The sequence below is a fragment of the Streptomyces sp. NPDC056628 genome (genome assembly GCF_042792555.1).
GTDB lineage: Bacteria > Actinomycetota > Actinomycetes > Streptomycetales > Streptomycetaceae > Streptomyces.
In genome coordinates, this window is record NZ_JBHTWG010000013.1 from 140159 (window position 1) to 166361 (window position 26203).

Annotated in this window: 30 protein-coding genes and 1 pseudogene; 7 read left to right on the top strand and 24 right to left on the bottom strand. The window is 71.8% G+C overall.

All coding sequences use genetic code 11. The features are described from left to right. Positions 1-41 precede the first annotated feature (41 nt). Positions 42-725: a UbiX family flavin prenyltransferase gene (locus ACFRAC_RS18620; protein WP_382924932.1), complete on the bottom strand. Its 684-nt coding sequence runs from the start codon at positions 723-725 to the stop codon at positions 42-44. 87 nt (positions 726-812) lie between these two features. On the opposite strand from ACFRAC_RS18620, the gene ACFRAC_RS18625 reads away from it, so the two are divergent. Beyond that, on the top strand, positions 813-1430 hold the full coding sequence (locus tag ACFRAC_RS18625; RefSeq protein WP_382924933.1) for a rhomboid family intramembrane serine protease: 618 nt from the start codon (positions 813-815) through the stop codon (positions 1428-1430). Positions 1431-1438: 8 nt separating this feature from the next. On the opposite strand, the gene mqnP is transcribed toward ACFRAC_RS18625, so the two are convergent. Next, positions 1439-2341, bottom strand: a complete 903-nt coding sequence (gene mqnP, locus ACFRAC_RS18630; RefSeq protein WP_382924934.1) for a menaquinone biosynthesis prenyltransferase MqnP — start codon at positions 2339-2341, stop codon at positions 1439-1441. Continuing rightward, positions 2338-3789 carry a menaquinone biosynthesis decarboxylase gene (locus tag ACFRAC_RS18635; protein ID WP_382924935.1) on the bottom strand — a complete coding sequence of 484 codons (1452 nt, stop codon included), beginning with the start codon at positions 3787-3789 and terminating at the stop codon, positions 2338-2340. Before ACFRAC_RS18635 ends, mqnP begins: the two co-directional genes overlap by 4 nt. 87 nt (positions 3790-3876) lie before the next feature. Between ACFRAC_RS18635 and ACFRAC_RS18640 the strand changes: the two genes are divergently transcribed. Next, positions 3877-4206 carry a PLD nuclease N-terminal domain-containing protein gene (locus tag ACFRAC_RS18640; protein ID WP_382924936.1) on the top strand — a complete coding sequence of 110 codons (330 nt, stop codon included), beginning with the start codon at positions 3877-3879 and terminating at the stop codon, positions 4204-4206. Positions 4207-4218: 12 nt separating this feature from the next. Here the strand turns inward: ACFRAC_RS18640 and ACFRAC_RS18645 are convergent, their stop codons facing one another. Together ACFRAC_RS18645 and ACFRAC_RS18650 are read right to left on the bottom strand one after the other, a co-directional pair. Next, on the bottom strand, positions 4219-5115 hold the full coding sequence (locus ACFRAC_RS18645; RefSeq protein WP_382924937.1) for a hypothetical protein: 897 nt from the start codon (positions 5113-5115) through the stop codon (positions 4219-4221). A gap of 14 nt (positions 5116-5129) precedes the next feature. Continuing rightward, complete coding sequence (locus ACFRAC_RS18650; RefSeq protein ID WP_382924938.1) at positions 5130-5498, bottom strand: hypothetical protein; 369 nt, start codon at positions 5496-5498, stop codon at positions 5130-5132. A 209-nt stretch (positions 5499-5707) separates the two neighbouring features. Between ACFRAC_RS18650 and ACFRAC_RS18655 the strand changes: the two genes are divergently transcribed. Then, on the top strand, positions 5708-6316 hold the full coding sequence (locus ACFRAC_RS18655) for a TetR/AcrR family transcriptional regulator (RefSeq protein ID WP_382924939.1): 609 nt from the start codon (positions 5708-5710) through the stop codon (positions 6314-6316). Between the two features lie 9 nt (positions 6317-6325). Here the strand turns inward: ACFRAC_RS18655 and ACFRAC_RS18660 are convergent, their stop codons facing one another. Both ACFRAC_RS18660 and ACFRAC_RS18665 read right to left on the bottom strand, forming a co-directional pair. Further along, entirely contained in the window at positions 6326-6841 is a 516-nt protein-coding gene (locus tag ACFRAC_RS18660; protein ID WP_382924940.1) for a hypothetical protein, read from the bottom strand. 80 nt (positions 6842-6921) lie between these two features. Then, complete coding sequence (locus ACFRAC_RS18665) at positions 6922-7461, bottom strand: hypothetical protein (RefSeq protein WP_382924941.1); 540 nt, start codon at positions 7459-7461, stop codon at positions 6922-6924. Positions 7462-7576: 115 nt separating this feature from the next. Here ACFRAC_RS18665 and ACFRAC_RS18670 point away from each other — a divergent pair, with 115 nt between their 5' ends. Next, complete coding sequence (locus ACFRAC_RS18670) at positions 7577-8035, top strand: nucleoside deaminase (RefSeq protein WP_382924942.1); 459 nt, start codon at positions 7577-7579, stop codon at positions 8033-8035. A gap of 7 nt (positions 8036-8042) precedes the next feature. On the opposite strand, the gene ACFRAC_RS18675 is transcribed toward ACFRAC_RS18670, so the two are convergent. The 8 genes from ACFRAC_RS18675 to hemL all read right to left on the bottom strand — a co-directional run bounded on the left by ACFRAC_RS18675 (position 8043) and on the right by hemL (position 16310). Further along, positions 8043-8441 (bottom strand): hypothetical protein, encoded by a 399-nt coding sequence (locus ACFRAC_RS18675; RefSeq protein ID WP_382924943.1) that lies wholly within the window; start codon positions 8439-8441, stop codon positions 8043-8045. A 62-nt stretch (positions 8442-8503) separates the two neighbouring features. Further along, on the bottom strand, positions 8504-9604 hold the full coding sequence (gene ccsB / locus ACFRAC_RS18680; RefSeq protein ID WP_382924944.1) for a c-type cytochrome biogenesis protein CcsB: 1101 nt from the start codon (positions 9602-9604) through the stop codon (positions 8504-8506). After that, positions 9601-11328: a cytochrome c biogenesis protein ResB gene (locus ACFRAC_RS18685; protein WP_382924945.1), complete on the bottom strand. Its 1728-nt coding sequence runs from the start codon at positions 11326-11328 to the stop codon at positions 9601-9603. The genes ccsB and ACFRAC_RS18685 overlap by 4 nt, the downstream gene beginning before the upstream one ends. Positions 11329-11331: 3 nt before the next feature. Beyond that, positions 11332-12099, bottom strand: a complete 768-nt coding sequence (locus ACFRAC_RS18690; RefSeq protein WP_361348610.1) for a cytochrome c biogenesis protein CcdA — start codon at positions 12097-12099, stop codon at positions 11332-11334. 1 nt (position 12100) lies between these two features. Continuing rightward, positions 12101-12706, bottom strand: coding sequence for a TlpA family protein disulfide reductase (locus tag ACFRAC_RS18695; RefSeq protein ID WP_382924946.1), 606 nt, complete (start codon positions 12704-12706; stop codon positions 12101-12103). Positions 12707-12772: 66 nt separating this feature from the next. After that, on the bottom strand, positions 12773-14095 hold the full coding sequence (locus ACFRAC_RS18700) for a hypothetical protein (RefSeq protein WP_382924948.1): 1323 nt from the start codon (positions 14093-14095) through the stop codon (positions 12773-12775). A 146-nt stretch (positions 14096-14241) separates the two neighbouring features. Further along, positions 14242-14925, bottom strand: a complete 684-nt coding sequence (locus ACFRAC_RS18705; RefSeq protein ID WP_382924980.1) for a histidine phosphatase family protein — start codon at positions 14923-14925, stop codon at positions 14242-14244. 50 nt (positions 14926-14975) lie between these two features. After that, a complete protein-coding gene (hemL, locus tag ACFRAC_RS18710) occupies positions 14976-16310 on the bottom strand; it encodes a glutamate-1-semialdehyde 2,1-aminomutase (protein WP_382924950.1) in 1335 nt (444 codons plus the stop codon). 580 nt (positions 16311-16890) lie between these two features. Here hemL and ACFRAC_RS18715 point away from each other — a divergent pair. After that, positions 16891-17331: a hypothetical protein gene (locus ACFRAC_RS18715; RefSeq protein WP_382924951.1), complete on the top strand. Its 441-nt coding sequence runs from the start codon at positions 16891-16893 to the stop codon at positions 17329-17331. 176 nt (positions 17332-17507) lie between these two features. On the opposite strand, the gene arsB is transcribed toward ACFRAC_RS18715, so the two are convergent. Both arsB and ACFRAC_RS18725 read right to left on the bottom strand, forming a co-directional pair. Next, positions 17508-18614 (bottom strand): ACR3 family arsenite efflux transporter, encoded by a 1107-nt coding sequence (arsB, locus tag ACFRAC_RS18720; RefSeq protein ID WP_382924953.1) that lies wholly within the window; start codon positions 18612-18614, stop codon positions 17508-17510. Further along, a complete protein-coding gene (locus tag ACFRAC_RS18725; protein ID WP_382924955.1) occupies positions 18611-18919 on the bottom strand; it encodes an ArsR/SmtB family transcription factor in 309 nt (102 codons plus the stop codon). The genes arsB and ACFRAC_RS18725 overlap by 4 nt, the downstream gene beginning before the upstream one ends. A gap of 95 nt (positions 18920-19014) precedes the next feature. On the opposite strand from ACFRAC_RS18725, the gene ACFRAC_RS18730 reads away from it, so the two are divergent. After that, a complete protein-coding gene (locus tag ACFRAC_RS18730) occupies positions 19015-19437 on the top strand; it encodes an arsenate reductase ArsC (protein ID WP_382924957.1) in 423 nt (140 codons plus the stop codon). Between the two features lie 136 nt (positions 19438-19573). Here ACFRAC_RS18730 and ACFRAC_RS18735 read toward each other — a convergent pair whose 3' ends face one another. From ACFRAC_RS18735 to ACFRAC_RS18765, 7 genes and pseudogenes are all read right to left on the bottom strand, one after another. Continuing rightward, on the bottom strand, positions 19574-20149 hold the full coding sequence (locus tag ACFRAC_RS18735; RefSeq protein ID WP_382924959.1) for a rhodanese-like domain-containing protein: 576 nt from the start codon (positions 20147-20149) through the stop codon (positions 19574-19576). Between the two features lie 134 nt (positions 20150-20283). After that, positions 20284-20451: pseudogene (locus tag ACFRAC_RS18740) on the bottom strand (sulfite exporter TauE/SafE family protein); the annotation flags it as partial. A 91-nt stretch (positions 20452-20542) separates the two neighbouring features. After that, positions 20543-22003 (bottom strand): ATP-binding protein, encoded by a 1461-nt coding sequence (locus ACFRAC_RS18745; protein WP_382924961.1) that lies wholly within the window; start codon positions 22001-22003, stop codon positions 20543-20545. Further along, entirely contained in the window at positions 22004-22732 is a 729-nt protein-coding gene (locus ACFRAC_RS18750) for a response regulator transcription factor (protein WP_382924963.1), read from the bottom strand. A gap of 93 nt (positions 22733-22825) precedes the next feature. After that, entirely contained in the window at positions 22826-23425 is a 600-nt protein-coding gene (locus tag ACFRAC_RS18755) for an FMN reductase (RefSeq protein WP_382924965.1), read from the bottom strand. Then, positions 23422-24516 carry an LLM class flavin-dependent oxidoreductase gene (locus ACFRAC_RS18760; RefSeq protein ID WP_382924967.1) on the bottom strand — a complete coding sequence of 365 codons (1095 nt, stop codon included), beginning with the start codon at positions 24514-24516 and terminating at the stop codon, positions 23422-23424. The genes ACFRAC_RS18755 and ACFRAC_RS18760 overlap by 4 nt, the downstream gene beginning before the upstream one ends. A gap of 64 nt (positions 24517-24580) precedes the next feature. Continuing rightward, positions 24581-25171, bottom strand: a complete 591-nt coding sequence (locus tag ACFRAC_RS18765; RefSeq protein WP_382924969.1) for a TIGR03086 family metal-binding protein — start codon at positions 25169-25171, stop codon at positions 24581-24583. Between the two features lie 62 nt (positions 25172-25233). Here ACFRAC_RS18765 and ACFRAC_RS18770 point away from each other — a divergent pair, with 62 nt between their 5' ends. Continuing rightward, positions 25234-26058, top strand: a complete 825-nt coding sequence (locus tag ACFRAC_RS18770) for a DUF6597 domain-containing transcriptional factor (RefSeq protein ID WP_382924971.1) — start codon at positions 25234-25236, stop codon at positions 26056-26058. Positions 26059-26203: the final 145 nt, after the last annotated feature.

The window sequence follows — 26203 nt, forward strand, 5'->3', positions numbered from 1 at the left end:
TGCCGGGCCCGGCCGCGGGCGCGTGACGCGGGGCGGCCCGCTCAGGCGGGGCGGGCGCCACCGCCGAGTTCGCCCTTCCAGCGGCGGTAGAGCCGGTGCTCCACCCCCGCCGCGTCGAGGACGCGTCCGGCCACGAAGTCCACCAGGTCCTGGATGTGCGTGGCCCCCGCGTAGAAGGCGGGCGAGGCGGGCACGACGACGGCGCCCGCGTCGTCGAGGGTGACGAGATGCCGCAGCGTCTGTCCGTTCAAGGGGGTCTCCCGAACGGCGACGACGAGCCGGCGGCCCTCCTTCAAGGTGACGCTCGCGGTCCGCTGGAGCAGATCCTTGGAGAGCCCGAGCGCGACACCGGCCACACAGGCCGTCGAGGCGGGCACGACGAGCATGCCCTTCGTGGGGTACGACCCGGAGGACGGTCCCGCGGCCAGGTCCCCCGCCGGCCAGTACCGCACGTCGGTGAGGTCCGTCTCGAAGGTTCCGGGCTTGCCGTCGGCGCCCCGCGCGAGCCATTCGCGCAGGTCGTCGCGCCAGTGGGCGTCCCGGAAGGAGATCCCGGTCTCGTCGAGCAGGGTGAGCCGCGAGGCCCGGCTGACGACCAGGTCGACGCTCTCCCCGGCGTCGAGGAGCGCACGCAGCACCGCGGCGGCGTATGGGGTGCCGGAAGCGCCGGACACCCCTACGATCCAAGGCGTTCGGGCCGTCTCTCCTGGCTTGGCTGGGTTCACGACACCGAGCCTATCCGGCGGCACGGGGTGGGAACCGACCAAGGGGGCCCAGGCGTTCCCCTTCGGGGACGAGTCGGAGGGGTTGCCATGCCAGATGTGCGGGACGCGGTGCGCGCGGGGTCGCGCGGGGAGCGTGTGCTGACGGCGGCCGAGCTGATGCTGGGCTGGGTGGCGCTGCTGTGGCTGCTGGAGCTCGTCGACGTGGTGAGCGGACACGCGCTGGACGGCTTCGGGGTCGTCCCGCGGACGCCGTCCGAGCTGGTGGACGTGGTCCCGGCGGCGTTCGTCCACTTCGGCTTCGCCCATGTCGCGGCGAACACCGTGCCGTTGCTGGTCCTGGGTTTCCTCGCCGCGCTCGGCGGCATCCGCCGGTTCGCCGCGGTGTGCGCCCTGGTCGTGGTCGCCGACGGGCTGGGCGTGTGGCTGATATCGCCGTCCGGCACCAACACCGCGGGCGCCTCCGGCCTGATCTTCGGCCTCTTCGGCTTCCTGCTGGTCACGGGATTCGTGGAGCGCCGCCCGCTCGGCGTGCTCGTCGGTGTGCTGGTGGCCGCCGTGTGGGGCGGCTCCATGCTGGCGGGCCTCGCCCCGACCCAGTCCGGCGTCAGCTGGCAGGGGCATCTGGTGGGGCTGGTGGCCGGTGTGGCGGCGGCGTTCGTGCTGCGCCGCCGGGACACCGGCCCCCGCGGGGAACTGCCGGTCTGACCGCCGGATCAGACGGTCAGCCCGCGCAGCAGCAGGTCCAGCAGCGCGCACACGAACAGGGCGATCCCGATGAACCCGTTGACGCTGAAGAACGCCCGGTTCAGCCGGGACAGGTCGTGCGGGCGCACGATGGTGTGCTCGTAGACGAAGGCCCCGGCCACGATCAGCACCCCCAGCCAGAAGAAGGCGCCGGCGCCGGTCGCGACGCCGTACCAGACGAACAGGGCGGTGGTGACGGTGTGGCAGGCGCGGGCGCCCCAGATCGCCGCCGGGATGCCGAAGCGGGCCGGCACCGACCGGACGCCGATCTCGCGGTCGGTCTCCACGTCCTGGCAGGCGTAGATGAGGTCGAAACCGCCGATCCAGACGCCGACCGCGAGACCGAGGATGACCGCGTCCCAGGACCAGGAGCCGGTGATGGCCAGCCAGCCGCCGACCGGACCCATCGCCTGGGCGAGACCCAGGATGGCCTGCGGGAAGTTCGTGAACCGCTTGCCGTAGGGGTAGACCGCCATCGGCACGACCGCGATGGGGGCGAGCGCCAGGCACAGCGGGTTCAGCAGCGCCGCCGAGCCCAGGAACACGACGAGGGCGATCAGGGCGCCGGTCCAGGCGTGCCGCACCGACATCGCGCCCGTGACCAGCTCGCGGTGGGCGGTGCGCGGATTGCGGGCGTCGATCTCGCGGTCGATGATCCGGTTCACGGCCATCGCGAAGGTGCGCAGCCCGACCATGCAGATGGTCACCAGGAGCAGCCGGCCCCAGTGGATGTTCCCGTCCCACTCGAACATCGCGGTCAGCGCGGCGATGTAGGCGAAGGGCAGCGCGAACACCGAGTGCTCGATCATGACCAGGCGCAGGAACGCCTTGGTGCGTCCGGGCTGCGGGATCGCGGCGGAGGCGCTGCTCACAGGCCGTACTCCTTCCATCGGCGGTCGACCTTCGCCGCCGTCTGCGGGTCGGACTCCACCATGTCCGGCCAGCCGCCGTCGCGGGTGTAGCCCTCCTCGGGCCACTTCCGCGTGGCGTCGATGCCCGCCTTGCCGCCCCAGAACTGCTGGTAGGAGGCGTGGTCGAGATGGTCGACGGGGCCCTCGACGACCGTGAGGTCCCGGGCGTAGTCGGTGTTGCCCAGGGCCCGCCAGGCGACCTCGTGCAGGTCGTGGACGTCGCAGTCGGAGTCGACGACCACGATCAGCTTGGTCAGGGACATCATGTGGGCGCCCCAGACGGCGTGCATGACCTTCTGGGCGTGCTTGGGGTACTTCTTGTCGATCGAGACGATCGCGCAGTTGTGGAAGCCGCCGGCCTCGGGCAGGTGGTAGTCCACGATGTCCGGCACGATGATCTTCAACAGGGGCAGGAAGAAGCGTTCCGTCGCACGGCCCAGCGGCCCGTCCTCGGTGGGCGGGCGGCCCACCACGATGGACTGGAGCAGCGGCCGCTTGCGCATCGTCACACAGTCGATGGTGAGCGCCGGGAACGGCTCCTGCGGGGTGTAGAAGCCGGTGTGGTCGCCGAACGGCCCCTCCGGCAGCATCTCGCCGGGCTCCAGCCAGCCCTCCAGGACGACCTCGGCCTGCGCGGGCACCTGCAGCGGCACGGTCTTGCAGTCGACCATCTCGATCCGCTTGCCCGCGACGAACCCGGCGAACAGGTACTCGTCGATGTCGCCGGGCAGCGGGGCGGTGGAGGCGTAGGTCACGGCGGGCGGGCAGCCGAAGGCGATCGCCACGGGCAGGCGCTCCCCCCTGCGGGCCGCCACCTGGTAGTGGTTGCGGCTGTCCTTGTGGATCTGCCAGTGCATGCCGATGGTGCGCCGGTCGTGCCGCTGGAGGCGGTACAGCCCGAGATTGCGGATGCCCGTCTCGGGATCCTTGGTGTGCGTCAGCCCCAGGTTGAAGAAGGAGCCCCCGTCCTTGGGCCAGGTGAACAGGGCGGGCAGCCGGTCGAGGTCGACGTCGTCGCCGGTGAGCACGACCTCCTGGACGGGGGCGTCCTTGACCTTCTTCGGCGGGACGTGCGCCATCGCGCCCAGTTTGCCGAACGCCTCGCGCACCCCGACGAACCCGTGCGGCAGTTCGGGTCTGAGCAGCCCGCCGATCTTGTCGGAGATGTCCGCGTACGACTTCAGCCCCAGGGCCTTCAGCAGCCGGCGGTCCGTGCCGAAGACGTTCATCGCGAGGGGCATCGACGAGCCCTTCACGTTCTCGAAGAGGAGCGCGGGGCCGCCGGACTTCTGCACCCGGTCGACGATCTCCCCGACCTCCAGGTGTGGATCGACCTCCGCCTTCACGCGCTTGAGGTCGCCTTCCCGCTCCAGGGCCCTGAGCAGGGATCGAAGATCGTCGTAAGCCATGGGGTCAAGTATCCCCGAGCGGCTACCCTGGCCCTGAACCCGGGGGCCGTGCCCCCGGCCCGACGACCGTTCCACTGGAGAGGGCCCATGCTCCGGGTGCTGATGTTCCTCGTGCCACTGGCGCTGAGCGTGTACGCGTTCATCGACTGCATCAGCACGGAGGAAAAGGACATCCGCCACATGCCCAAGCCGCTGTGGGCGATCCTCGTGCTCGTCTTCCCGCTGGTCGGCTCGATCTCCTGGCTCATCGCGGGCAAGAAGCGCAGCCCGGCCGCCGACGGCTGGTCGGGTGTGCGGGACCGCCGGCGCCGGCAGTGGGTGGCGCCGGACGACAACCCGGAGTTCCTCAAGTCCCTGGGCGAGGACGGGAAGACGCCCGACGAGGACGAGGGCGGCAGCAGGCGCGACGAGCCCTGACCGGGACCGCGGTCAGGGGTTGTTCGCCGGGTGGTTCTGCGGGCCGGCCGTGGTGAGGCCCCGCGAGGACGCCGTCACCAGCCAGGACTTGACGCTGTCGTCCTGACGCAGATCGACGTAGAGGGCCACCGCCGAGATCAGGTACCGGTGCTTCGACCCGGTGTAGCCGTACTGGGTGGCGCGGGAGACGGCGTCGCTCGACCGGCACACGGTGGATCCGGTGCCGGTGACCGGGCAGCGGTAGCGCCAGCCGCCGGTGTTGTCGCCCTTGAGCCGGGCGTGGGCGGCGACGGCCGCGGCCCGGTCGGGCAGCGCCATCACCTCCACCACCACCAGGACGTTCTGGGCGGTGTCGACGTATGTGCCGCTGACGACCGGGCTGTCGACGCAGCCGGCGGCGGCCAGGGCGACCGTCGCCTCGCTGTCCGCGCTCAGGCTGCCGCAGGTCAGGACCGACCCGCTGTTCCTCGTGTAACGGACCCCTTTGGCGTCGGTGAAGGAGTCCGGCAGCAGCGCAGCCACGGTGACCGGGGTGCGGTCGGTGTCCTCGTCGTCCAGCGTCGCGGGGTCGAAGGAGGGGCTGCCGGACGGACTCTCGCCGGGGTCCCCGGTCACGGCCGGCGTGGACGGCGGCTCCGTGGTGGGGGTCTCGGTGGGGGTCGGCGAGGGCTCCTCCGGACGGGTGGGGCGCCGCGCGGAGAGGCTGGCGGTGGGGCCCGGCGAGGGCTTGCCGTCGTCGCCGTCCCACCCCTGGAACGTGAACGTGAGCACCGCCGTGCCGATGACGGCGGCCACCGCCAGGGCGCCGGCGGTGAGCACGAACGTGTTGTGCTGGGTGTTGTGGTCGCCGACCTGCATGCCCCGGGTGCCGGGGGCACGGACGTCGGTGCGGCGCTCGTCGTCGGACATGGCGGGCGGTCCGGTCAGTGGAACGTGTTGTGCTGCTCGTTGCCGTCGCCGATCTGCACGCCGCGCGCGCCCGAGGCGTCCACGGTGATCCGGCCCGGCCGCCCCGTCTCGTCGAGCAGCGCGCGGGCCACGGCGAGGACGGCGGGGTCCCGTTCCACCCCGGAGTCCGTCAGCACGGCGACCAGGCGGGCCTGCCAGGCCCCGGCGTCCTCGTCGGGAGCGTCCAGCACGCGGGTGCCGGGCACCGCGCCCCGGTCCAGGCACCGCCGCACGGCCTCCCGGAGCGAGGTGTACAGGTCGGCCACGGCGCCGCGCGCGGTGTCCGTGAGGCCCGCCGACGCCCCCGCGGCCAGTGCCGCGGCCACCAGTTCCACTTCGGTCATCTCTCGGCTCCCTTTACTGTTCCCGCTCGACGGCGGGACGACGGGGCCACCGAGGCGTCCCCCCGGGCGCCTCGGTGGCCAGGCACACAGTGTGAGCCCATGACTACCACGATTGGAACCCTTTTCTAGAAGACTTATCTAGAATTCAATTCTGGACTAGGATGCGGATCCGGCCACCCGTCACGAACGATCCCGAGGGACAGCCGTCCATGAGCCCCAAGCAACAGCGCGGTGAGATCACTGCCGAGCGGCTTCTGGACGCAGCGCTCGACGTGTATGCCGCCGAGGGCCTCCAGGGGTTCACGGTCAAGGCCGTCCTGGAGCGCAGCGGGGTCAGCCTCGGCAGCCTCTACCACCACTTCGGCAGCCTCGACGGCCTGTTCACCGCGCTCGCCGAGCGCTGGCTGGGGGTGCTGCTGAGCCGGATGGTCACCGCCCTCACCGCGGACGACGACGCCCGGAACGGCATCCGCGCCCTCGTGGAGGCGTACTTCGACTTCATCCGGGAGCACCGGGACGCGGCCCTCTTCCTGCACGCCTCCGACACCAACCGGCACGGCATGACCCGCGCCAGGGAACTGAGGGACGCGCAGGAGGCCAGGCTGTCGCCGCTCGCCCTGTGGGTGGCGCCGCGCGTCGCGTCCGGCGAGTTCGCCGACCTTCCGGCGCCGCTGTTCGAGAGCCTGGTCCTCGGCCCGGTCGTCGCCACCGCGCGCCGCTGGCTGTCCGACCTGGGCGACGTCGACCTCGACGAGGCGGCACGCGTCCTGCCGGACCGGATCTGGCTGGCGGTGCGCGGACCGGGCACCGAGCCGTAGAGCACCGGGTCAGCAGGCGTGGGCGTCCCGCAGCTCCCGCAGACGGGCCGTCTCGCGCGCCGCGGTCGCGCGGTCGCCGAGGTCCAGGGCCATCGTGCCGCGGCCGTAGAGGTAGTACGCGTCCTCCCGGACGCACGGGTCGAGGCCGCGCAGCCGGCGCAGCTGACCGAGGTACACGTCGAGGGAGAGCCGCGCCCCCGCCCGCCAGTCGCGGGCCGCGACCGTCAGGCGGTCGCGCTGGACGTCCTTGAAGTGGTCGCGCGTCTGCCGGTCGCTCTCGTCGGGGCGGGGGACGCCCGGGTGGTACGGGTGGTCCTCGAGGGCGTCGGCCCACCGCTCCAGCGTCGCCACGGCCTTCTCGGCCTCCCACCGGTCGGCCGGGCCGTACGCGGCCAGACGCGCCCCCAGGTCCCGCGCCGCACGCGCCCGCTCACCGTCCTCGCAGCAGGCGGCCACGAAGGCCGCCAGCACCCCGCCCCGCTGCCGCAGTTCGGCCACCCGCCAGGCCCGCCCCAACCGTCCCACCGGCACTCCTCACCCCCGGCGTCCCTGTGACCGGCCGGGCCCCGTCACCCAACACCGCCGACCGGGTCCCCGCCACCGAATTACCGCCCCACGTCCCCGGCGAAAGCGGCCGGCGCCGCGAAGTCCGGCTCCCGCAGGCCGAGTCGGGCGTCGACGCGGTGCGGCAGCGCCGGGGCGTCGTGCCGCGCGGCGACGAAGTCCTGGTCGGCCGCGCGGAGTTCGTCGTCGACCCAGGCGAAGGGGCGGCCCCGCGCGTGCGCGACCAGCGGACCGGTCTTCCAGAACGTGCCGTCCGCCCGCCCGCCGTCCGCGCCGGACCACTCCACCACCGGGAGTTCGGGCAGGCCGAGGACCGGCGCGATGAAGGTGTTCGCCTCCGCTCCCCAGGTGGTCGCCCACACCAGCTCGTACAGCCCGGCCAGCTCCCGCAGCCGGCCACCGTGGCCGGGATCGAGCCACACCCGCAGGGGCTTGATCCGGCGCGTGGGGGTGTCGCCGTACCGCGCCGGCCACCCCTCGGGCCTCAGGCGATGGGTCGTATAGCCCTCGGGACGGCGCTCGGGCCGGGCCGCGTACGGGTTCAGCGGGCCGTCGACGTCGAGGTAGAGCAGGGGACGCACGGGCTGCTCCTCTCGGCGGGAACGGGCGTGCGGGCGAGCGTAGCGGCGGGCCGGGCGCGGAGCGCGGGGTTTTCGCACCGTTGCCGGGGGCGTCGGTGCGCAGGACAGTGAGGGGATGGATCAGGCACAGGCGCGGCGGTGGCTCGGGACCGCGCTCGCGGAGGCGCGGGCGGGGCTCGACGAGGGCGGCATCCCCGTCGGCGCGGCGCTGTACGGGGCGGACGGGGCGCTGCTCGGGCGGGGCCGCAACCGGCGGGTGCAGGACGGTGACCCGTCGCTGCACGCGGAGACGGCCGCGTTCCGGGCGGCGGGCCGGAAGCGGTCGTACCGGGGCACGACCATGGTGACGACGCTGTCGCCGTGCTGGTACTGCTCGGGGCTGGTCCGGCAGTTCGGCATCTCACGGGTGGTGATCGGCGAGGCGGTCACCTTCCGGGGCGGGCACGACTGGCTGGCCGGGCACGGTGTGGAGATCGTGCTCCTCGACGATCCGGAGTGCGTCGGGCTGATGCGCGCCTTCGTCGCCTGTCGTCCCGACCTGTGGAACGAGGACATCGGGGAGGGGGACGGGTGACGCGCGGCTAGCCGCGCGCCAGGCGCTCGATCAGCCGCTCGAAGCGGGACCGCCAGCGCTGCTCCGTCTCGGCCTCGCCCTGGAACTCGTGGGTGAAGCGCAGCGCCGCCCCGTCCTCGCCGTCCCGTTCCAGGTGGAACCTGACCCGGCCCCGGTCCCCCGTGTACTCGGCGACCCGGTCCACGTCCCAGGCGGTGATCCGCCCGCTGCCCAGCTCACCCAGGTCGACCGTGCCGCCGAGCCGGGGTTCGAGCACGTCGGCCGGGGTGCACCAGGACGCGAGGCCGTCGCCGGTCGCCAGGTAGGGCCAGACGGCGTCCATCGGACGGGGCAGCCGCACCAGGAAGTGCAGGATGTGCGTGTTCCCGTGGGCCTGGCTGGTGCCCTGTTCTATCGAACCGGTCATGACACCAGCCTGACCCCGCGGGACGCGGCGCGCACCCGTGGGCGGCGCCGGCCCGCCGCGGCTCAGACGCCGGCGTAGGAGTGCTTGCCTGAGACGAAGATGTTGACGCCGTAATAGTTGAACAGCCAGCAGCCGAAGGCGACCAGGGCCAGGTAGGCGGCCTTGCGGCCCTTCCAGCCGGCCGTCGCGCGGGCGTGCAGGTAGCAGGCGTAGGCGACCCAGGTGATGAAGGACCAGGTCTCCTTGGGGTCCCAGCCCCAGTAGCGGCCCCACGCGTCGCCCGCCCAGATGGCGCCCGCGATGATCGTGAACGTCCACAGCGGGAAGACGGCCGCGTTGACGCGGTAGGAGAACTTGTCCAGGGACGCCGAGGACGGCAGCCGGTCCAGGACGGAGTTCGCGAAGCGGCCGGGCGTGCCGCCGTTCGCGAGCTTGGTCTCGTAGCCGTCCTTGAAGAGGTACAGCAGCGTGGAGACCGCGCCGACGTAGAACACCGCGCCGCAGAAGATCGCCGTGGAGACGTGGATGTACAGCCAGTACGAGTGAAGGGCGGGAACCAACTGGTCACTGGCGGTGTACAAGACAGTGACGGCGAGACCGAGGTCGAGGAGGACCGTGGTGATCAGGAACAGCCCGAGCCAGCGCACGTTCTTCTTCAGCGCGAGCAGCCCCAGGTACACGCCGACGGCGACCGTGGAGAAGGTGATGTTGAACTCGTACATGTTGCCCCACGGCGCCCGCTGCACCGAAAGGGCCCGCGTGAGCACCCCGCCGAACTCGACGAGGAAGGCGAGGACGGTGAGGGAGATGGCGATACGCCCGTAGAGGTCGCCCTGCTCGTCCCCGCCGTGCGCGCCGGGCCCGTCCGGCACGTCCCGCTGCCCGGCGGCGGCCCGCACGACGACCTTCGGCCGCTCCAGCACGGCCGTGGAGCCGCCCTTGGTCACGGTGACGGCGGGTGCCGCGGCCTGGGCGGACGTGGCGGGGGTGAGCGCGGCGGCGGTGCGGCCGACCTTGCTGCGGCTGCCGAGGAGCCACTCGGCGATGTACGCGAAGAAGGCCAGGGTGTAGACGGCCATCGACGAGTAGATCAGCGTGTTGCTGACACTGGCCAGGTTCTCGTTGGTGGCGGCGGCCAGATCGGTTGCGGCGGCGAGAGTCACTTCTCAGCCCCTTCGGCAGGTACGGCTTGGGGGTCGGGGGTATCGGAGGAGTCGTCGGTGTCCTCGGGGGCGGCTGCCCCGGGGGCCAGGTCGTAGAGGATCCCGGCGAGGTCGCCAAGTTCCTCGGGCACCTTCGCGGACTCGCTGCGGCCCAGGCCGGCCATCTCGACGACGGTGAGGCCGTCGTCACCGGTGGCGGCCCGCACCCAGACCCGGCGGCGCTGGATGAAGAGGGAGGCGGCGAGACCGAAGATCGCCGCGAGGGCGCCGGCGAGCGCCCAGCCGCTGCCGGGCTGGCGGGCGACCTGGAAGCCGGCCCACTCCTTGATCTCCTTCTCGAAGGTGATCGAGCCGGCGCCGCCCGGGAGGGTCAGGGTCTCGCCGGGCCGCAGGTTCTTCCTGAGCTGCGCGCCCTTGCCGTCCTTGAACCCCTTCAGGTGCTTCTTGTCCAGCTGGTACACGCTCTGCGGGAGGCCCGAGTCGACACCGAGATCACCGTGATAGGCCTCGACGTTCATGATCGGGCTGAGCAGCGCGGGGAACTGCGAGGCGAGCTCGTTGCCCGGGACATAGGTGGGCAGGAGGAAGGCCTGGAAGCCGAGCTGCTCGCGCTCGCCCTTGGCGTCCCGGTAGCCGTCCATGACCTTGATCGCGCCGGTGGAGGTGACGTTCCCGTCGAGCGGAAGGAGGGGCACGGCGTCGTGGAAGACCTCGTTGCCCTTGCCGTCGCGGACGGTGATGACGGGGGCGTAGCCGTGGCTGACGAGGTAGACCTTGGAGCCGCCGATCTCCAGCGGCTCGTTCACCTTGACGGTGGTCTTCTTCTCCCGGCCGTCGGCGCCCTCGCTGTAGGTGAGGTCGGCCTCGTAGGTGCGGGGTGTGCCGCGGTTGGGGCCGGTCGCCTCGTAGGTGCCCTTGAACTCCTTCAGGGTGAAGCTGAACGGGTCCAGGTCGTCCTGGCTGAAGAGGTTTCCGGACTTGAAGTCGTCGTACTGGGTGAGGGTGTTGGAGAAGCCGTCGCCTTCGACGATCAGCTTGTTGCCCTCGGACTTGAACAGCTGGCCCCAGGCGAACGCGACCAGCATCACGATGAGCGCGATGTGGAAGGCGAGGTTGCCGACCTCGCGCAGATAGCCCTTCTCGGCGGCGACGGCGTCACCGGCGAGGTGCGCGCGGAAGCGGCGCTTCTTCAGCAGGGCGAGCGCGGCCTCGCGGACCTGCTCGGGCTCGGCCTCGGTGCGCCAGGTGGTGTAGGCGGGCAGCCGGGTGAGCCGCTTGGGCGCGCCCGGCGGCCGGCCGCGCAGCTGCCCGACGAACTGCCAGGTGCGCGGCACGATGCAGCCGATGAGGGAGACGAACAGCAGGATGTAGATCGCCGAGAACCACACCGAGCTGTAGACGTGGAAGAGGCCGAGCTTGTCGTAGACGGGCGCGAGCATCTCGTGCGCCTGGCGGAAGGCCGCGACCTTCGTCTCGTCGATGCCGGTCTGCGGGATGAGCGAGCCGGGGATCGCGCCGAGCGACAGCAGCAGGAGCAGCAGGAGCGCCACCCGCATCGAGGTGAGCTGCCGCCAGAACCAGCGGACCCAGCCGACGACGCCGAGCGACGGCAGGTTCGGGGCGTCCTCGACGGGTGCGGTGGAGAGGTGGGAACCGGCGGCGCCCAGGTCCTGGTCCTGGCCCTCGGGGACGGCCGGGGAGGCCTTGTCGGTCGTGTCGCTCATCGATCAGATCCCCACAGTGAAGCCGTTGGACCAGACCTGCATCTCCTGCACGATGCGGTCCCAGGCGCCGGTCAGCAGCAGCACACCGGTCACGATCATCATCGTGCCGCCGATCCGCATGACCCAGACGTAGTGCCGCTTGACCCAGGCGAACGCGCCGAGCGCCTTGCGGAAGGCTACGGCAGCGAGGACGAAGGGGGCGCCGAGGCCGAGGCAGTAGGCGACGGTGAGCAGGGCGCCGCGGCCCGCGCTCGCCTCGTTGTACGACAGCGCGATCACGGACGTGAGGGTGGGGCCGATGCAGGGCGTCCAGCCGATACCGAACAGCGCGCCGAGGAAGGGCGCGCCGATCAGCCCGGTCACGGGCCGCCGGTGGAAGCGGAACTCACGCTGGGTCATCCAGGGCATGAGGCCCATGAAGAAGACACCCATGCCGATCATGAGGACGCCCAGCACCTTCGACAGGACGTCCTTGTGCGCCTGGAGGTTGTCGCCGAAGTACCCGAAGAGCGCTCCGCTGGAGACGAAGACCGCGGTGAAGCCGAGCACGAACAGGGAGGCACCGGCGACCATCCGGCCGCGCCGGGCCTCGGCGAGGTCGGTGCCGGTGACCCCGGTCACGTAGGAGAGATAGCCGGGGACCAGCGGCAGGACGCAGGGTGAGAAGAAGGAGACGAGGCCGCCGAGCAGGGCGACGGGCAGCGCGATCAGCAGGGCGCCGCTCATCACCGTCTGGTTCGGGTCGGCGGCGAGTGTGGTGAGTGCGCTCACGTCACTTCTCCGCGAGGACGGGCTTGATCATGTCCCGCAGGGTGTCCTCACCGAGGGGCATCAGCGCCCGGGCGGCGATCCTGCCGTCCCGGTCGATGACGAGGGTGGAGGGGATCGCCTGCGGGTTGAGCGTGCCCTTCCCGAAGCGGAGCATCTGCTTGCCGGTGGGGTCGTACAGGCTCGGGTAGGTGACCCCGAACTCCTTCTCGAAGGCCTTCGCCGGGGTGGTGCTGGTGTCCCGGGTGTTGATGCCGACGAACTGGACCCCCTGGTCCTTGAGGTCGGAGTGGACGGTCTGGAAGTTCTTCGCCTCGGCCCGGCAGGGCGGGCACCACGACCCCCAGACGTTGACCACGAGGACCTTGCCCTTGAAGTCGGCGGTGCTGAGCTGCTCGCCGTCGACGGTGGCGCCGGACAGCGTCGGGGCCGCGGCGCGCTCGCCCCGCTTCACGGTGTCGACGCCGTTGCCGCCGGCGACGAAGTGGGTGTCCCCGCCCCCGCCCGAGGTGCCGCCCGAGCTGCACGCGGACAGGGTCAGCGCGGCAGCGGCGACGCTGGTGAGGGCGAGCGAAGCGGTACGGCTGCGGGCGCGGCGGACGGCACTCATGTGAAAAGTTTCGCATGCCCGTACGGGGGATCTTGGGCACCCCCCTCTCGGGCGCAAAACCGCATATCAGGCAGCGTTCGCGGACCCCGTGGACGAGGCGCCGGACGGGGTCCCGGAACCGCCCGTGGCACCGCCCTTGGTGAAGGCGCTCCAGCCTTCGGCGGGCTTCTGCCCGACCTCCAGCGTGCGCAACTTGTCGAGAATGTCCGGCTTCTGAACGTCCAGCCAGTCCACGAACTGCCGGAAGGAGACGAGCCGGATGTCGCCGCCCTTCTCCTTCTCCCGCGCCATGTGCTTCAGCGCCTCCTCGACGGCGTCCATGTAGATGCCGCCGTTCCACTGCTCGAAGTGGTTGCCTATGAAGAAGGGTGCGCGGTTTGTCTCGTATGCCCGCTTGAATCCCTGGATGTACGCCTGCGCCGACTGCTTGCGCCAGGCCGGGTGGTTGTAGCTGGGAGCGTTCGTCGAGTTGACCGACTGGTTGGCGAGCATGTTGTAGTCCATCGACAGGACCTCGAACGAACGACCGGGGAAAGGTATCTGCTGCAACGGCAGGTCCCAGAGCCCCTTCCTCTTCACCGGCCACACCTGCCGGCCGCCGGGCGAGGAGGCGTCATAGCGCCAGCCCAGCTCACGGGCGGTGGGCAGCAGGTTGTCCTGGCCGAGCAGACAGGGCGTACGGCCGCCGACGAGCTCCTTGTCGTAGTCGAAGGGCAGGGAGGGCAGATCGGTCCAGCCGGAGTTGGTGCGCCACTCCTTGACGAAGGACTTGGCCTGGTCGATCTCGCTGCGCCACTGCTGCGGGGTCCAGTTGCCGACCGTGCCGCTGCCGCCGCAGAAGTGCCCGTTGAAGTGGGTGCCTATCTCGTGCCCGTCGAGCCAGGCGCGCCGGACGTTCTTCAGCGTCTGCTTGATGTGGTCGTCGGTGAGGTAGCCGATGTCGGAGGCGCCGCGCGGGTTGTTCGGCGGTTCGTACAGCCGCTTCTTCGACTCGGGGAGCACGTAGAGCCCCGAGAGGAAGAAGGTCATGTGCGCGCCGTGCTCCTGGGCGAGGTCCAGGAAGCGCGGGAAGAGGCCGTTGCCGACCTCGCCGGCCCCGTCCCAGGAGAAGACGACGAACTGGGGCGGTTCCTGACCCGGCTCCAGCGGCCGCGGCGCGTCCGGCTGGTGGGGCTGCTTGCCGGTGTAGGAGGTGGAGCCGTCGCCTATCGGGCGGGCGCGGTCGGCCTGCGAGCCGTGCCGGTTGTCCCGGGGGGCGCCGGAACCGCCGGAGCCCGCGCTGTCCTTCGACCCGTCGGACGACGTGGCCGCGCCGCATCCCGCGAGAGAGAGGGCTGCGGCCGCTCCCGCACCGAGTCCGATGACTCCCCGTCGGCTGATGTCGCGCATGGCTGCCCCGTCCGTCGTGCTGCTGAGGTGGTCACCCAGTCAGAGGGCACGAGGAACGGGGCGGTTCCCGCCGTACCGCGGAGGATCAGCGAGCAATGTCACCCGTGTGTCCTGAGTGTGTCCCGGGCCCTGACCTGGGCCGTGGGTCAGGCGCCGAAGCCCTTGCTCTGCCCCCGCGCCGGCTTGGCCCCGGCCCGCAGATGCTCGGGGACGAGGTCGATCGCCGGCTCGGAGTAGCCGACGGAGACGATCCGGTCGCCCTGGTAGGTGAAGGACGTCAGCGACGCGAGCGTGCACTGCCGCTTGCGCGGGTCGTGCCACAGCCGCCGCTTCTCGACATGGCTGCGCAGGATCCAGATCGGCAGTTGGTGGCTCACCAGCACGGCCTCGTGCCCGCGCGCGGCGTCCTTGGCGGCGTCGAGCGCGCCCATCATCCGCACGACCTGCTCGACGTACGGCTCGCCCCAGGACGGCCTGAACGGGTTGACCAGGTGCTTCCAGTTCTCCGGCCGCTTCAGCGCCCCGTCGCCGACGCCGAACGTCTTGCCCTGGAAGACGTTCTCGGCCTCGATGAGCCGGGCGTCGGTCGCGAGGTCGAGCCCGTGCGCCTTGGCGATCGGGGTGGCGGTCTCCTGCGCGCGCTCCAGCGGGGAGGCGCAGACGTGGGTGACGTCCCGGTCGGCCAGGTGCTCGGCGACCCGGTCGGCCATCTGCCGGCCGAGCTCGGACAGGTGGTAGCCCGCCAGGCGGCCGTAGAGGACGCCGTCCGGGTTGGCCACCTCGCCGTGGCGCATGAGGTGGACGACGGTGATGTCGCTGCTGTCGGTCATCGGTGTCCCGGAGTGCTCGGGGGTGGGCGTGTGGTCGCGGGAGGTGTCGCTCATTCCGCCGTGGCCTCCGCCGCCGCTCGGGCCGCCGCCGGGAGGGCGTCGGCGATCCGCTGGATCGCCCGCTCGTCGTGGGCCGTGGACACGAACCAGGACTCGAACGACGAGGGCGGCAGATAGACGCCCTGCGCCAGCATCGAGTGGAAGAACGCGGTGAAGCGGAACGACTCCTGGCGCTTGGCGTCCTCGTAGGTGCGCACCTCGCGGTCCGTGAAGAAGACGGAGAACATGTTGGAGGCGTTCTGCAGCCGGTGCGCCACGCCCTCCTTGGCGAGGGCCTCCGTGGTCAGCGCCTGGATGGTCTTCGACACCCCGTCGATCGTGTCGTAGGCGGCCTCGTCGAGGAGCCGCAGCTGGGCGAGACCGGCGGCCGTGGCGACCGGGTTCCCGGACAGCGTGCCGGCCTGGTAGACGGGCCCGGCGGGGGCGAGGTGCGCCATCACGTCGGCCCGGCCGCCGAACGCGGCGGCGGGGAAACCGCCGCCCATGACCTTGCCGAAGGTCATCAGGTCGGGCTTGACCCCGTCCACGCCGTACCAGCCGGCGCGGCTGGTGCGGAAGCCGGTCATGACCTCGTCGGAGATGTACAGGGCGCCGTTCTTGCCGCAGGCGTCCTTCAGGCCCTGGTTGAAGCCGGGCCGCGGCGGGACCACGCCCATGTTGCCGGGCGAGGCCTCGGTGATGACGCAGGCGATCTCGCCGGGGTAGCGGTGGAACGCCTCGTGCACCGACTCCAGGTCGTTGTACGGCAGGACGATGGTGTCGCCGGCCTGGGCGCCGGTGACACCGGGCGTGTCCGGCAGGGCGAACGTGGCGACGCCCGATCCGGCGGCGGCGAGCAGCGAGTCGACGTGCCCGTGGTAGCAGCCGGCGAACTTGATCACCTTGGAGCGCCGGGTGAACCCGCGGGCGAGACGGATCGCCGACATGGTGGCCTCGGTGCCGCTGGAGACGAGCCGCACCTGCTCCAAGGGCTCGATCCGGGCGACCATCTCCTCGGCGAGCGCGACCTCGCCCTCACCGGGCGTGCCGAAGGAGGTGCCGCGGACGACGGCCTCCTGCACGGCGGCGATCACCTCGGGGTGGGAGTGCCCGAGGATCATCGGTCCCCAGGAGCAGACCAGGTCGACGTACTCGCGTCCGTCGGCGTCGGTCAGGTACGGGCCGCTGCCGGACACCATGAACCGGGGCGTACCGCCCACCGCGCGGAAGGCGCGCACCGGGGAGTTCACACCGCCGGGCGTCACGGCGGCCGCACGGTCGAACAGCGCCTGCGAGGCGGGCGCATCGTATGGATAGGGCGTTCCTGAAGAGGGCGCTTCGCTCATGACCTGCGACTACTCCGACCTTTTCCGACCTTCTGAGAGGGTCCGGGACTCCGGTTGCCTGTGACCTCCTCAGGGTAGGCCAGGGCCCACCGGCGGCCACGAGCCGCCACCGGCGCCGGGCCGCCCCCGATCCCTGTGTCCCTCCGTACCCCCTCGTCGCCGATGGGTGATCTGCGAGACTGGGCGTGATACACACAGCTCATACGGGCGGTGGTGATCGGGGACCGGGAACATCTCGCGGACAGGTGTTTCGCCGCACGTTTCGGCGGGCGGCCGTGGGGGAGGTCACTGACACGATGATCGGGTTGCGCGGCGGGCGCCACGCGTCCTAGAACAGCAGTCGGGTGGAGATATGCATCGCGGTGGCGGACTGGGCGAGGGGACCGATGACCTGGGTCCTCGACGTGCCCGGCGGGGAAGGCACCGACGCGACGCGGAGGATTCGAACGAAGTACGCCAGGGACACGTTGTACCAGGTATGCCAGATGCGACGGGTGTACCGAGTGAGCACGAGCCGTTCGACCGGCGGATCGACAGCCGGGTCGACCGTCTGAGGGCGGGGAGCAGGAATGGTGGTCGGGTGGGGGGGGTGACGTACAAGTACTTCGGCGCTCCGGACGGCGCGACCGCGGCCCGCGTCCCGATCTCGATGCGCCCCGAGGAACTCGGCGGCGACGAACTCGGCATGAACGGCATGTTCACCAAGATCAAGCCGGAGACCATGGCGGCCATGGTGCTGACGGGCATCGAAGGTGTGCCCCTGCACAAGGTGCCGCCCCTGGAGCTGGTCGTCCTCCACCCCGACTACGCCGTGGTCAAGCTGCCGATGACGGTCGTCGACCCGCTGCGCGGCATAGGCGAGGAGGCGGTGGGCGCGGCGGCCTTCATCTGGTCCACGGTCCCGGACCGCGGCGGCCCCCGGGACGCGTTCAACGTGTACCAGCTGCTCCACGAGTGGCAGGACTTCTCACACCGGCTCCACGAGGCGGGGCATCAGCCGTATTGCCTGGTGTGGCCCTGAGCCGGGTTTCGTGGAGGCCGGGCGGGGTCTACGGGCTTCGCCCTTTTCCGTGCCGGTAGGGGCCGTCAGGCGGTCCTCCCGACGTGCACGTCGTTCGAGGTGCAGTCCTCCCGCCAGGTGGTGGCCGGCGGCGAGCTCTGCCTGGCCGCCGGCCACCCCCATATCCGTGTGCCGCGTCAGGACGCCGTCGTCGCCGCGCCGGCGGTGAACTTCCTGCGCCAGACGAGCGCGACGTGGACCAGGCCGATCAGCACCGGGACTTCGATGAGCGGGCCGACGACGCCGGACAGGGCCTGGCCGGAGGTGACACCGAAGGTGGCGATGGCGACCGCGATGGCCAGCTCGAAGTTGTTGCCCGCCGCGGTGAACGCCAGCGTCGCGGTGCGGTCGTAGGCCAGGCCGAGCCCCTTGCCCAGCAGGAAGGTGCCGAAGAACATGACCGCGAAGTAGACCAGCAGGGGCAGCGCGATCCGGACGACGTCCAGCGGCTGCGAGGTGATGGTCCCGCCCTGCAGGGCGAAGAGGATGACGATCGTGAACAGCAGCCCGTACAGCGCCCACGGCCCGATCTTCGGCAGGAAGCGCTGTTCGTAGCCCTCGCGCCCCATCTTCCGCTCGCCGAGCCGGCGGGTCAGGAAGCCGGCCAGCAGCGGGACGCCGAGGAAGATGACCACGTTCAGGGCGATCTCCCCCATCGAGATGTCCAGGTGCTCTCCGTCGCCGAGGCCGAGCCAGCCGGGCAGCAGGTCGAGGTAGAACCAGCCCAGCAGACCGAACGCCAGGACCTGGAAGACCGAGTTCAGCGCGACGAGCACGGCCGCGGCCTCGCGGTCGCCGCAGGCGAGGTCGTTCCAGATGATCACCATGGCGATGCAGCGGGCCAGGCCGACGATGATCAGGCCGGTGCGGTACTCGGGCAGGTCCGGCAGGAGGATCCACGCCAGGGCGAACATCACCGCGGGCCCGACGACCCAGTTGACGACCAGGGAGGAGATCATCAGCTTCCGGTCGCCGGTCACGGCGTCCAGCCTGTCGTAGCGGACCTTGGCCAGGACCGGATACATCATGATCAGCAGGCCGAGCGCGATCGGCAGGGAGATCCCGCCGGCCTCCACCGTCGCCAGCGCCTCGTTCAGCCCGGGAACGGCCCGTCCGAGACCGAGGCCGACGGCCATGGCGATGAGGATCCACACCGCCAGGTAGCGGTCGAGCGTGGAGAGCTTCTTGACGATCGAGTCGTCCGCGACCCCGGTCCGCGCGGTGGTGGGCTCGGTCGAGGTCACGGGCAGGCCCTCTTGTTCTCGGCGGCGGTGCGGGCGGAGGCGGCGAGTTCGGCGAACTGCTCGGACAGGCCGGCCAGGACCTCGGGCTTGAGCTTGTAGTAGGTGAAGCGGCCGCAGGGCTCGGTCTCCACGATCCCGGCCTCGCGCAGCACCTTCATGTGGTTGGAGAGGTTGGTCTGCCTGGCTCCGGTCTCCTCGACCAGGTGCGTCGTGCAGAGCGTCTCGCGCGCCAGGAGAGTCACGATCTTCAGGCGGAGCGGATCGCCCAGCGCCCGGATCACATCAGGATCGACTGAAGTCAGCATGCGCTGATACTGTCACATCATCGCTCGCTGATACCAGCGGGGATCGAAGTCATTGGCGGCTGGGTTCCGCCGTGCGACGAGAGAGAACGATCACCATGGCCGACAAGCCGTCCGTCCTGTTCGTCTGCGTCCACAACGCCGGCCGCTCCCAGATGGCCGCCGCCTGGCTGACCCATCTGGCCGGCGACCGCGTCGAGGTCCGCTCCGCCGGCTCCGCCCCCGGCGACCAGGTCAACCCGGCCGCCGTCGAGGCCATGGCCGAGGTCGGCATCGACATCTCCGAGGAGACGCCGAAGATCCTCACCGTCGACGCGGTCCGCGAGTCGGATGTCTGCATCACCATGGGCTGCGGCGACACCTGCCCGGTCTTCCCCGGCAAGCGCTACCTGGATTGGGAGCTGGAGGACCCGGCCGGCCAGGGCGTCGAGGCCGTCCGCCCCATCCGTGACGAGATCAGGACCCTGGTCGAGGGTCTGATCGCCGAGATCGCCCCGGTGAAGCCGGAGGCGACGGCGTGAGCGGGATACGCGAGGTCGTCGCCATCGGCTCCGGTCCCGCCTGATACACCGCGGACCCCTGCACCGCCCGCGCCCAGCTCAGGCCCCTGCTGTCCGGGAGGGATCCGGCTCCGGATGCCTCCCCCTGTCGTACGGCTCAGCGGTTGCGCAGTGCGGCCGGCGTCTTGTCGAGGTCGGCGGCGCGGGGACGGTTGTGGGGCAGTTGGGCGAGCACGGCGGCCATGCCGCAGGTGTTCGTCAGGGCGGAGAAGACCAGACCGCCCGCGATGCCGGCGGAGAGGAGCTGGAAGGCGGGGTGGACGACGTGGCCGAGCAGCAGGCCGAGCAGCACGAGGACTCCCGCGGTGAGCCTCACCTGCCGCTCCATGCCCCACGTGGCGCGCGCGGCGCCCTGGGGGCGGTGCAGCTCGTGGCCGTCGGCCGCCCATGCGCCGGTGCCTCCCGAGAGGGTGGCGGCGGTGACGCCGTGCTCCGCGAGGATCCGGCCGGCGTTCTCGGAGCGGGCGCCCGAGGCGCAGACGACCAGGATGTCGCCGCGGTCGGCGGCGTGCCGGATGTCGGGCAGCGCGCGCTGGATCTGGTCGAGAGGAATGTTGAGGGCGCCGGGGAGGTGGCCGCCGGCGTATTCGCCCGGGGTGCGCACGTCGATGATGATCAGCTCGTGCAGGCGGGTGCGCGCCTCGTCGATGGCGAGGGCCGTCGGTGTGGTCATGGTGGTCGTCATCCTTGTGTGTCGGAGTGTGGTGGACCGTGATCCCACGGGAGCCGGCCCCGAGGAGGCTCTGAGACGCACGGCCGGCTGGGGACGCTCGTCCGGTCCCTGTCCCGAGTCGTCGGCGGCCCTGTTCAGACGATCACGTCGACGAGCATGAAGGCCGCCACCGCCAGCAGGGCACCGGCGAAGATCCTCTGGAGGGTGGTGCCGGAGGTCCTGGCCGCCAGCCGTCTGCCGTCCCGGGCGCCGAGGATCGCGGCGCCGGTGAAGGGTCCGACGATCTCCCAGTGGATCGTTCCCGTACGGCGGGCCCCTCGCAGTCCGGGTACCGGGGCGCCCGCGCCCCACGACATGGCCGGGTCCCCCCGATCCCAGCGGACGGACCGCACCTCACGGCAGCTGCCGTGAGAGCCTCGCGTCGCCCGGCCGGCCCGCCGTGAACCCGATCGCCGTGCCGCCGCCCTCCCGGTGGAAGGCGAACGGGGCGCCCCCGTGGGCGAGGGCCACCTCCCGCACGATCGACAGGCCCAGCCCCGACCCCGGCAGGGACCGCGCGTCGGCGGCGCGGTAGAAGCGGTCGAAGACGCGGATCAGGTCGTCGTCGGCGATGCCCGGGCCCCGGTCGAGGACCTCGACGCGCACCGTGCCGGGGCGGGCGGGTCCGGCGACGCCGATCTCGATGGGCGCGGTGCCGTCGCGGTCGAACTTCGCGGCGTTCTCGACGAGGTTGGTAAGGGCGCGCTGGAGCATGCTCGGCCGCCCGGTGAGGGTGGTGTCGCCGCAGGCGCGGACCTCGATCCGCCGTCCGGTGCGCCGCCGGGCGAGCACCGCGACGTCCTCGGCGATCTCCGCGAGGTCCACACGCTGGGCTGGCTCGGTGTCGGACTGTCCGGCGGCCAGGTCGACCAGCTCGTTGACCAGGTCGGTCAGTTCGCGGGCCTCCTGGCCCAGGTCGGCGACCAGTTCCTCGCGGGCGCCGGGCGGCAGTTCGTCGATGCGGCGCAGCAGGGAGATGTTGGTGCGCAGGGAGGTGAGCGGGGTCCGCAGCTCGTGCCCCGCGTCCTGCACCAGGCGCCGCTGGTCCTCCTCCGACTGCGCGAGCCGGCCCAGCATGCGGTCGAAGGCCCGGCCCAGCCGTCCGACCTCGTCGTACCCGGTGACGGGGACCTGGATGCCGAGCCGGCGGGTGCGGGCGACGTCCTCGGCGGCGCCGGTGAGGACGACGAGCCGGCGGGTGATGCGCCGGGCCAGCCACCAGCCGAACAGCCCGGCGAGGACGACGATGGCCGCCATCAGCAGCAGGGTCCGCTGCTGGAGGGCCCGCAGCAGGTCCTCGGTGTCGCTGAACTCCTGGGCGATCTGCACGGCGCCCCGGCCGCCGCCGAGCGCGACGGTGGCGACGCGGTAGACGTCGCTGCCGACGTCGACGTCCCGGTGCTGGATCATCCGCCCGGCGGTCGGAGCGGCCGCGACGCGCCGGTCGGCGGCCTCGACCGGCAGACCGGGGTTGCCGGGGTCGACGACGGCTCCGTCGGGTCCCAGCACCTGCACGTCGGTACGGGCGGGCCGCACCAGGTCGTGGCCGGGCGCGGAGGAGGAGAAGTCGCCCGGTGTCATCGCCCGCTGCCGCACCTCGCCCCGCAGGTCCTGCACGACCTCGTCGAAGACGCTCTCCTGGTCCACCCGCACCAGGCGGGCCGCCGCCGTGTAGGAGAGCAGGCCGACCAGCAGGGTGACGACGGCGGCGACGGCGGCGAAGGACACCGCGAAGGTGCCGCGCAGCGAGAGCAGTCCGGTGCGCCGGTGTCCGGCCAGCAGCCGTGCGAGCCGGCGGCGGGCCCGTCCGCGCACTCAGTCCTCCCGCAGCACGTAACCCACGCCGCGCACCGTGTGGATGAGCTGCGGGGCGCCGGGCTCGTCGAGCTTGCGGCGCAGGTAGCCGACGTAGACGGCGAGGTTCTTGGAGCCGGGGCCGAAGTCGTAGCCCCAGATCTTGTCGTAGATGGTGGCGTGGTCCAGGACGATGCCGGCGTTGCGCACGAGCAGTTCCAGCAGCTCGAACTCGGTGCGGGTCAGCTCCAGCTCGCGCTCGCCCCGCCAGGCCCGCCGCGCCTGCGGGTCCATCCGCAGCCCGGCGGCCTCGATGAGCCGCCCGGTGGCGCCGGCCGGGGCCGGCCGCGGCGCGTCGGCGGGGGCCCCGGCGCCGTTCGTCTCGCCGCTGCGGCGCAGCAGGGCGCGCAGCCGGGCGAAGACCTCCTCGACGTCGAAGGGCTTGACGACGTAGTCGTCGGCGCCCGCGTCCAGGCCGGCGATGCGGTCCTGGGTCTCCACGAGCGCCGTGAGCATGAGGATCGGTGTGTTGTCGCCCTCGGCGCGCAGCACCCGGCAGACCTGGAGGCCGTCGATGCCGGGCATCATCACGTCGAGGACGAGCACGTCCGGAGGGGTGCGGTGGGCCTGGGCCAGCGCCTCGACGCCGTCGGCGACCGCGGTGACCCGGTAGCCCTCCAGGGTCAGGGCGCGCTCCAGCGCGTTGCGGATGGCGCGGTCGTCTTCGGCGAGGAGCACAGTGTGGGCCACGCCTTCATAGTGCCAAGGCTCCGGGCCCGCGGGCGGCGAGGGGGCCCGTACGGTCACCCTTCTTACTGGGATCTCACGTCCGGGCCCCCGCCCTCAGCCGCCGGACCGGTCGGACACGGCCGCGAGCTGTTCGGCGAACGGCACCACCGTGAGGGTGTCCGGGACCGGCCGCCGCGTTCCCGCCAGGCCCCGCATCAGCGCGGCCAGCTCGCCCGCCGCCCGCTCGATCCGTCCGTCCAGTCCCTCGGCGCCCCAGTCCTCGGAGGCGGCGTACACGCCGGTCGGGACGACGACGGCCCGCAGGTGGGCGAAGAGCGGGCGCAGCGCGTGATCCAGGACGAGCGAGTGCCGGGCGGTGCCGCCGGTCGCGGCGATCAGCACCGGCATCCCGGTGAGCGCGTCCTTGTCGATGACGTCGAAGAACGACTTGAACAGCCCGCTGTACGACGCGGAGAACACCGGGGTGACGACGATCAGGCCGTCTGCCGAGGTCACCGCGTCGATGGCGGCGGCCAGCCGGCGGCCCGGGAAGCCGTTGGTGAAGTTCTGCGCGATCTCGACGGCGAGTTCGCGCAGCTCGACGACCTCGACCTCCGCCTCGGTCTGCCGGCCGGTCGCGGCGGCCAGCCGGTCGGCCAGGAGACGGGTGGAGGAGGGGACGCTCAGTCCCGCGGACACGACGACGAGCCTCATGCGACGGTCACCTCTTCCGACGTCCGGCGGGCCAGCAGGGAGGAGTGGGTGGGCGCGTCCGGCACACCGGCCGGGCGCCGGGCGGCGAACTCCTTGCGCAGCACGGGGACGACCTCCTCGCCGAGCAGGTCGAGCTGCTCCAGCACGGTCTTCAGCGGCAGTCCGGCGTGGTCCATCAGGAACAGCTGGCGCTGGTAGTCGCCGGCGTAGTCGCGGAAGGCGAGCGTCTTCTCGATCACCTGCTGCGGGGAGCCGACGGTCAGCGGCGTCTGCTCGGTGAAGTCCTCCAGCGAGGGCCCGTGGCCGTACACCGGCGCGTTGTCGAAGTACGGGCGGAACTCGCGCACCGCGTCCTGGGAGTTCTTGCGCATGAATACCTGGCCGCCGAGGCCGACGATGGCCTGCTCGGGGGTGCCGTGCCCGTAGTGGGCGTACCGGCTGCGGTACAGCTCGACCATCCGCTTGGTGTGGTCGGCGGGCCAGAAGATGTTGTTGTGGAAGAAGCCGTCGCCGTAGTAGGCGGCCTGCTCGGCGATCTCGGGCGAGCGGATGGAGCCGTGCCAGACGAACGGCGGCACGCCGTCCAGCGGCCGGGGCGTGGAGGTGAAGCCCTGGAGCGGGCTGCGGAACGTGCCCTCCCAGTTCACCACGTCCTCGCGCCACAGCCGGTGCAGCAGGGCGTAGTTCTCGATGGCGAGGTTGATGCCCTGGCGGATGTCCTGGCCGAACCAGGGGTAGACCGGCCCGGTGTTGCCGCGCCCCATCATCAGGTCCATCCGGCCGTCGGCCAGGTGCTGGAGCATCGCGAAGTCCTCGGCGATCTTCACCGGGTCGTTGGTGGTGATGAGCGTGGTGGAGGTCGACAGGACCAGACGCTCGGTGCGGGCCGCGATGTAGCCGAGCATCGTGGTCGGCGACGACGGCACGAACGGCGGGTTGTGGTGCTCGCCGGTCGCGAAGACGTCCAGGCCGACCTCCTCCGCCTTCAGTGCGATGGCGACCATGGCCTTGATGCGGTCACGCTCGGTCGGCGTGCGGCCGGTCGTGGGGTCCGGCGTGACGTCGCCGACGCTGAAGATCCCGAACTGCATGGTCGCTCACCCTCCAGGTTGTTTATGGTTCAACTATACCCCGAGAACGGCGGCCCCCGGTGGGCTATTCCCAGCGCGGATCCCGGCCCGTGCGCGCCAGCAGCCGCTCGAACGCGGTGGCCCCCTCGGGTGCCGGCACCGGCTCCCCGAAGACCCCCATCGCCCGCGCGGTCGGCTCCAGCGTCGCCACCGCCCCGCCCAGCTCCGCCAGAACGGCCTCGTCGCAGCCCGGGAAGTCCTGGCCCGTCGCCCGCGCCAGGTCCCAGGCGTGCACGGTGAGGTCCAGCAGCGCCATCGAGCCGACGAGGCGCGCGGGCATCCCCATCGCGCCCGTCGTCCCCTCCTCGACACCCGGCGCCGACCAGACCGCGGCCGTCCGGCGGGCCTCGTCGGCCAGCCGCTCCCGCCACGCCGGCTCGGAACCGACCAGATCGGGGGTCTCCCCGAAGTCGGCCGCCTCCCGCACGGCCAGCCGCTGGAACTGGACGACCACCTGGAAGAGATGGTTGACCAGCGCCTTCACGTCGTACTCGGCACACGGTGTGCGCGCGGCGAGCGCCCCGTCGGGCACGGCCCGCACCACCGGCACCGCCCGCTCGCACGCCCGGTCCAGCAGCTCACCGATGCCGTACGTCTTCACCCTGTTCGCGTCCATGCCCCGACCGTAGGGACACCGAGGGCCGCCCCTCTTGAACAAACGCGACGTACGATCCGGCCATGGAGGCACCCCGCCACGACACCCGGGGGATCGTCGACCCGTCCGGACTGCTCAGCCGTGTGCGGTTCCGGCGTCACGCGCCCGCCGAGCCGCTGCGCCGGTACGTCGAGTGGTACTGGCTGATCGACTGGGACCTGCCCGGGCCGTATGCCTCCCACGTCGTCCCGCACCCGTCCGTCAACCTCACCTTCCAGTGGGACGAGGACGAGGGCGCGCCCTACGCCGAGCTCACCGGCGTCGCGCTCGGCCTCTACACCCGCAAGCTGACCGGCCGGGGCCGCGTCTGCGGGGTGAAGTTCCGGCCCGGCGGCTTCCGGCCCCACGCCCCCGGGGAGCCGGTGTCCCGCTGGACGGGCCGCGTTCTCGCCGCCGCGGAGGTCTTCCCCGGCGCCACCGGCGACACCGCCCGCACCGTCGTCGGACCCGTGCGGGACGAGGACCGGGTGGCCGCCCTCGACGCCTTCCTCCTCGCCCTCCCCCGCGTGCCGGACCCCCGGGCCGACCTCGCCGTCGACCTGGCCGCGCGGGTCCGCGCCGACCGCTCGATCCGCCGCGTCGCCGATCTCGCGCGGGACCACGGGCTGTCGGTTCGCGCCCTGCAACGGCTCTTCTCCGCGTACGTGGGCGTCAGCCCCAAGTGGTGCATCCTGCGCCACCGCATCCACGACGCCCTCGAACACGCCGGCACCCGCGCCGGCGTCGACTGGGCCGCACTCGCCCACGAGCTCGGCTACGCGGACCAGGCCCATCTGGTGCGGGACTTCACGGCGACGGTGGGAGTCCCGCCGACGGCGTACGCCCGCGCGGAGCGCCAGGACGGCTAGGGCGTGTTTCGTGCCAGGCGTCGCGGACCAGACGGGACTTTCGAAACACGCCCTAGTAGGGCTTGGTCATCTTCATTCGTGAGTGGCGTGTCTGCTGGGTGGTTGGTGTCGTTGGGATGGTGTGACGCCTGAGGAGATGGCTGAA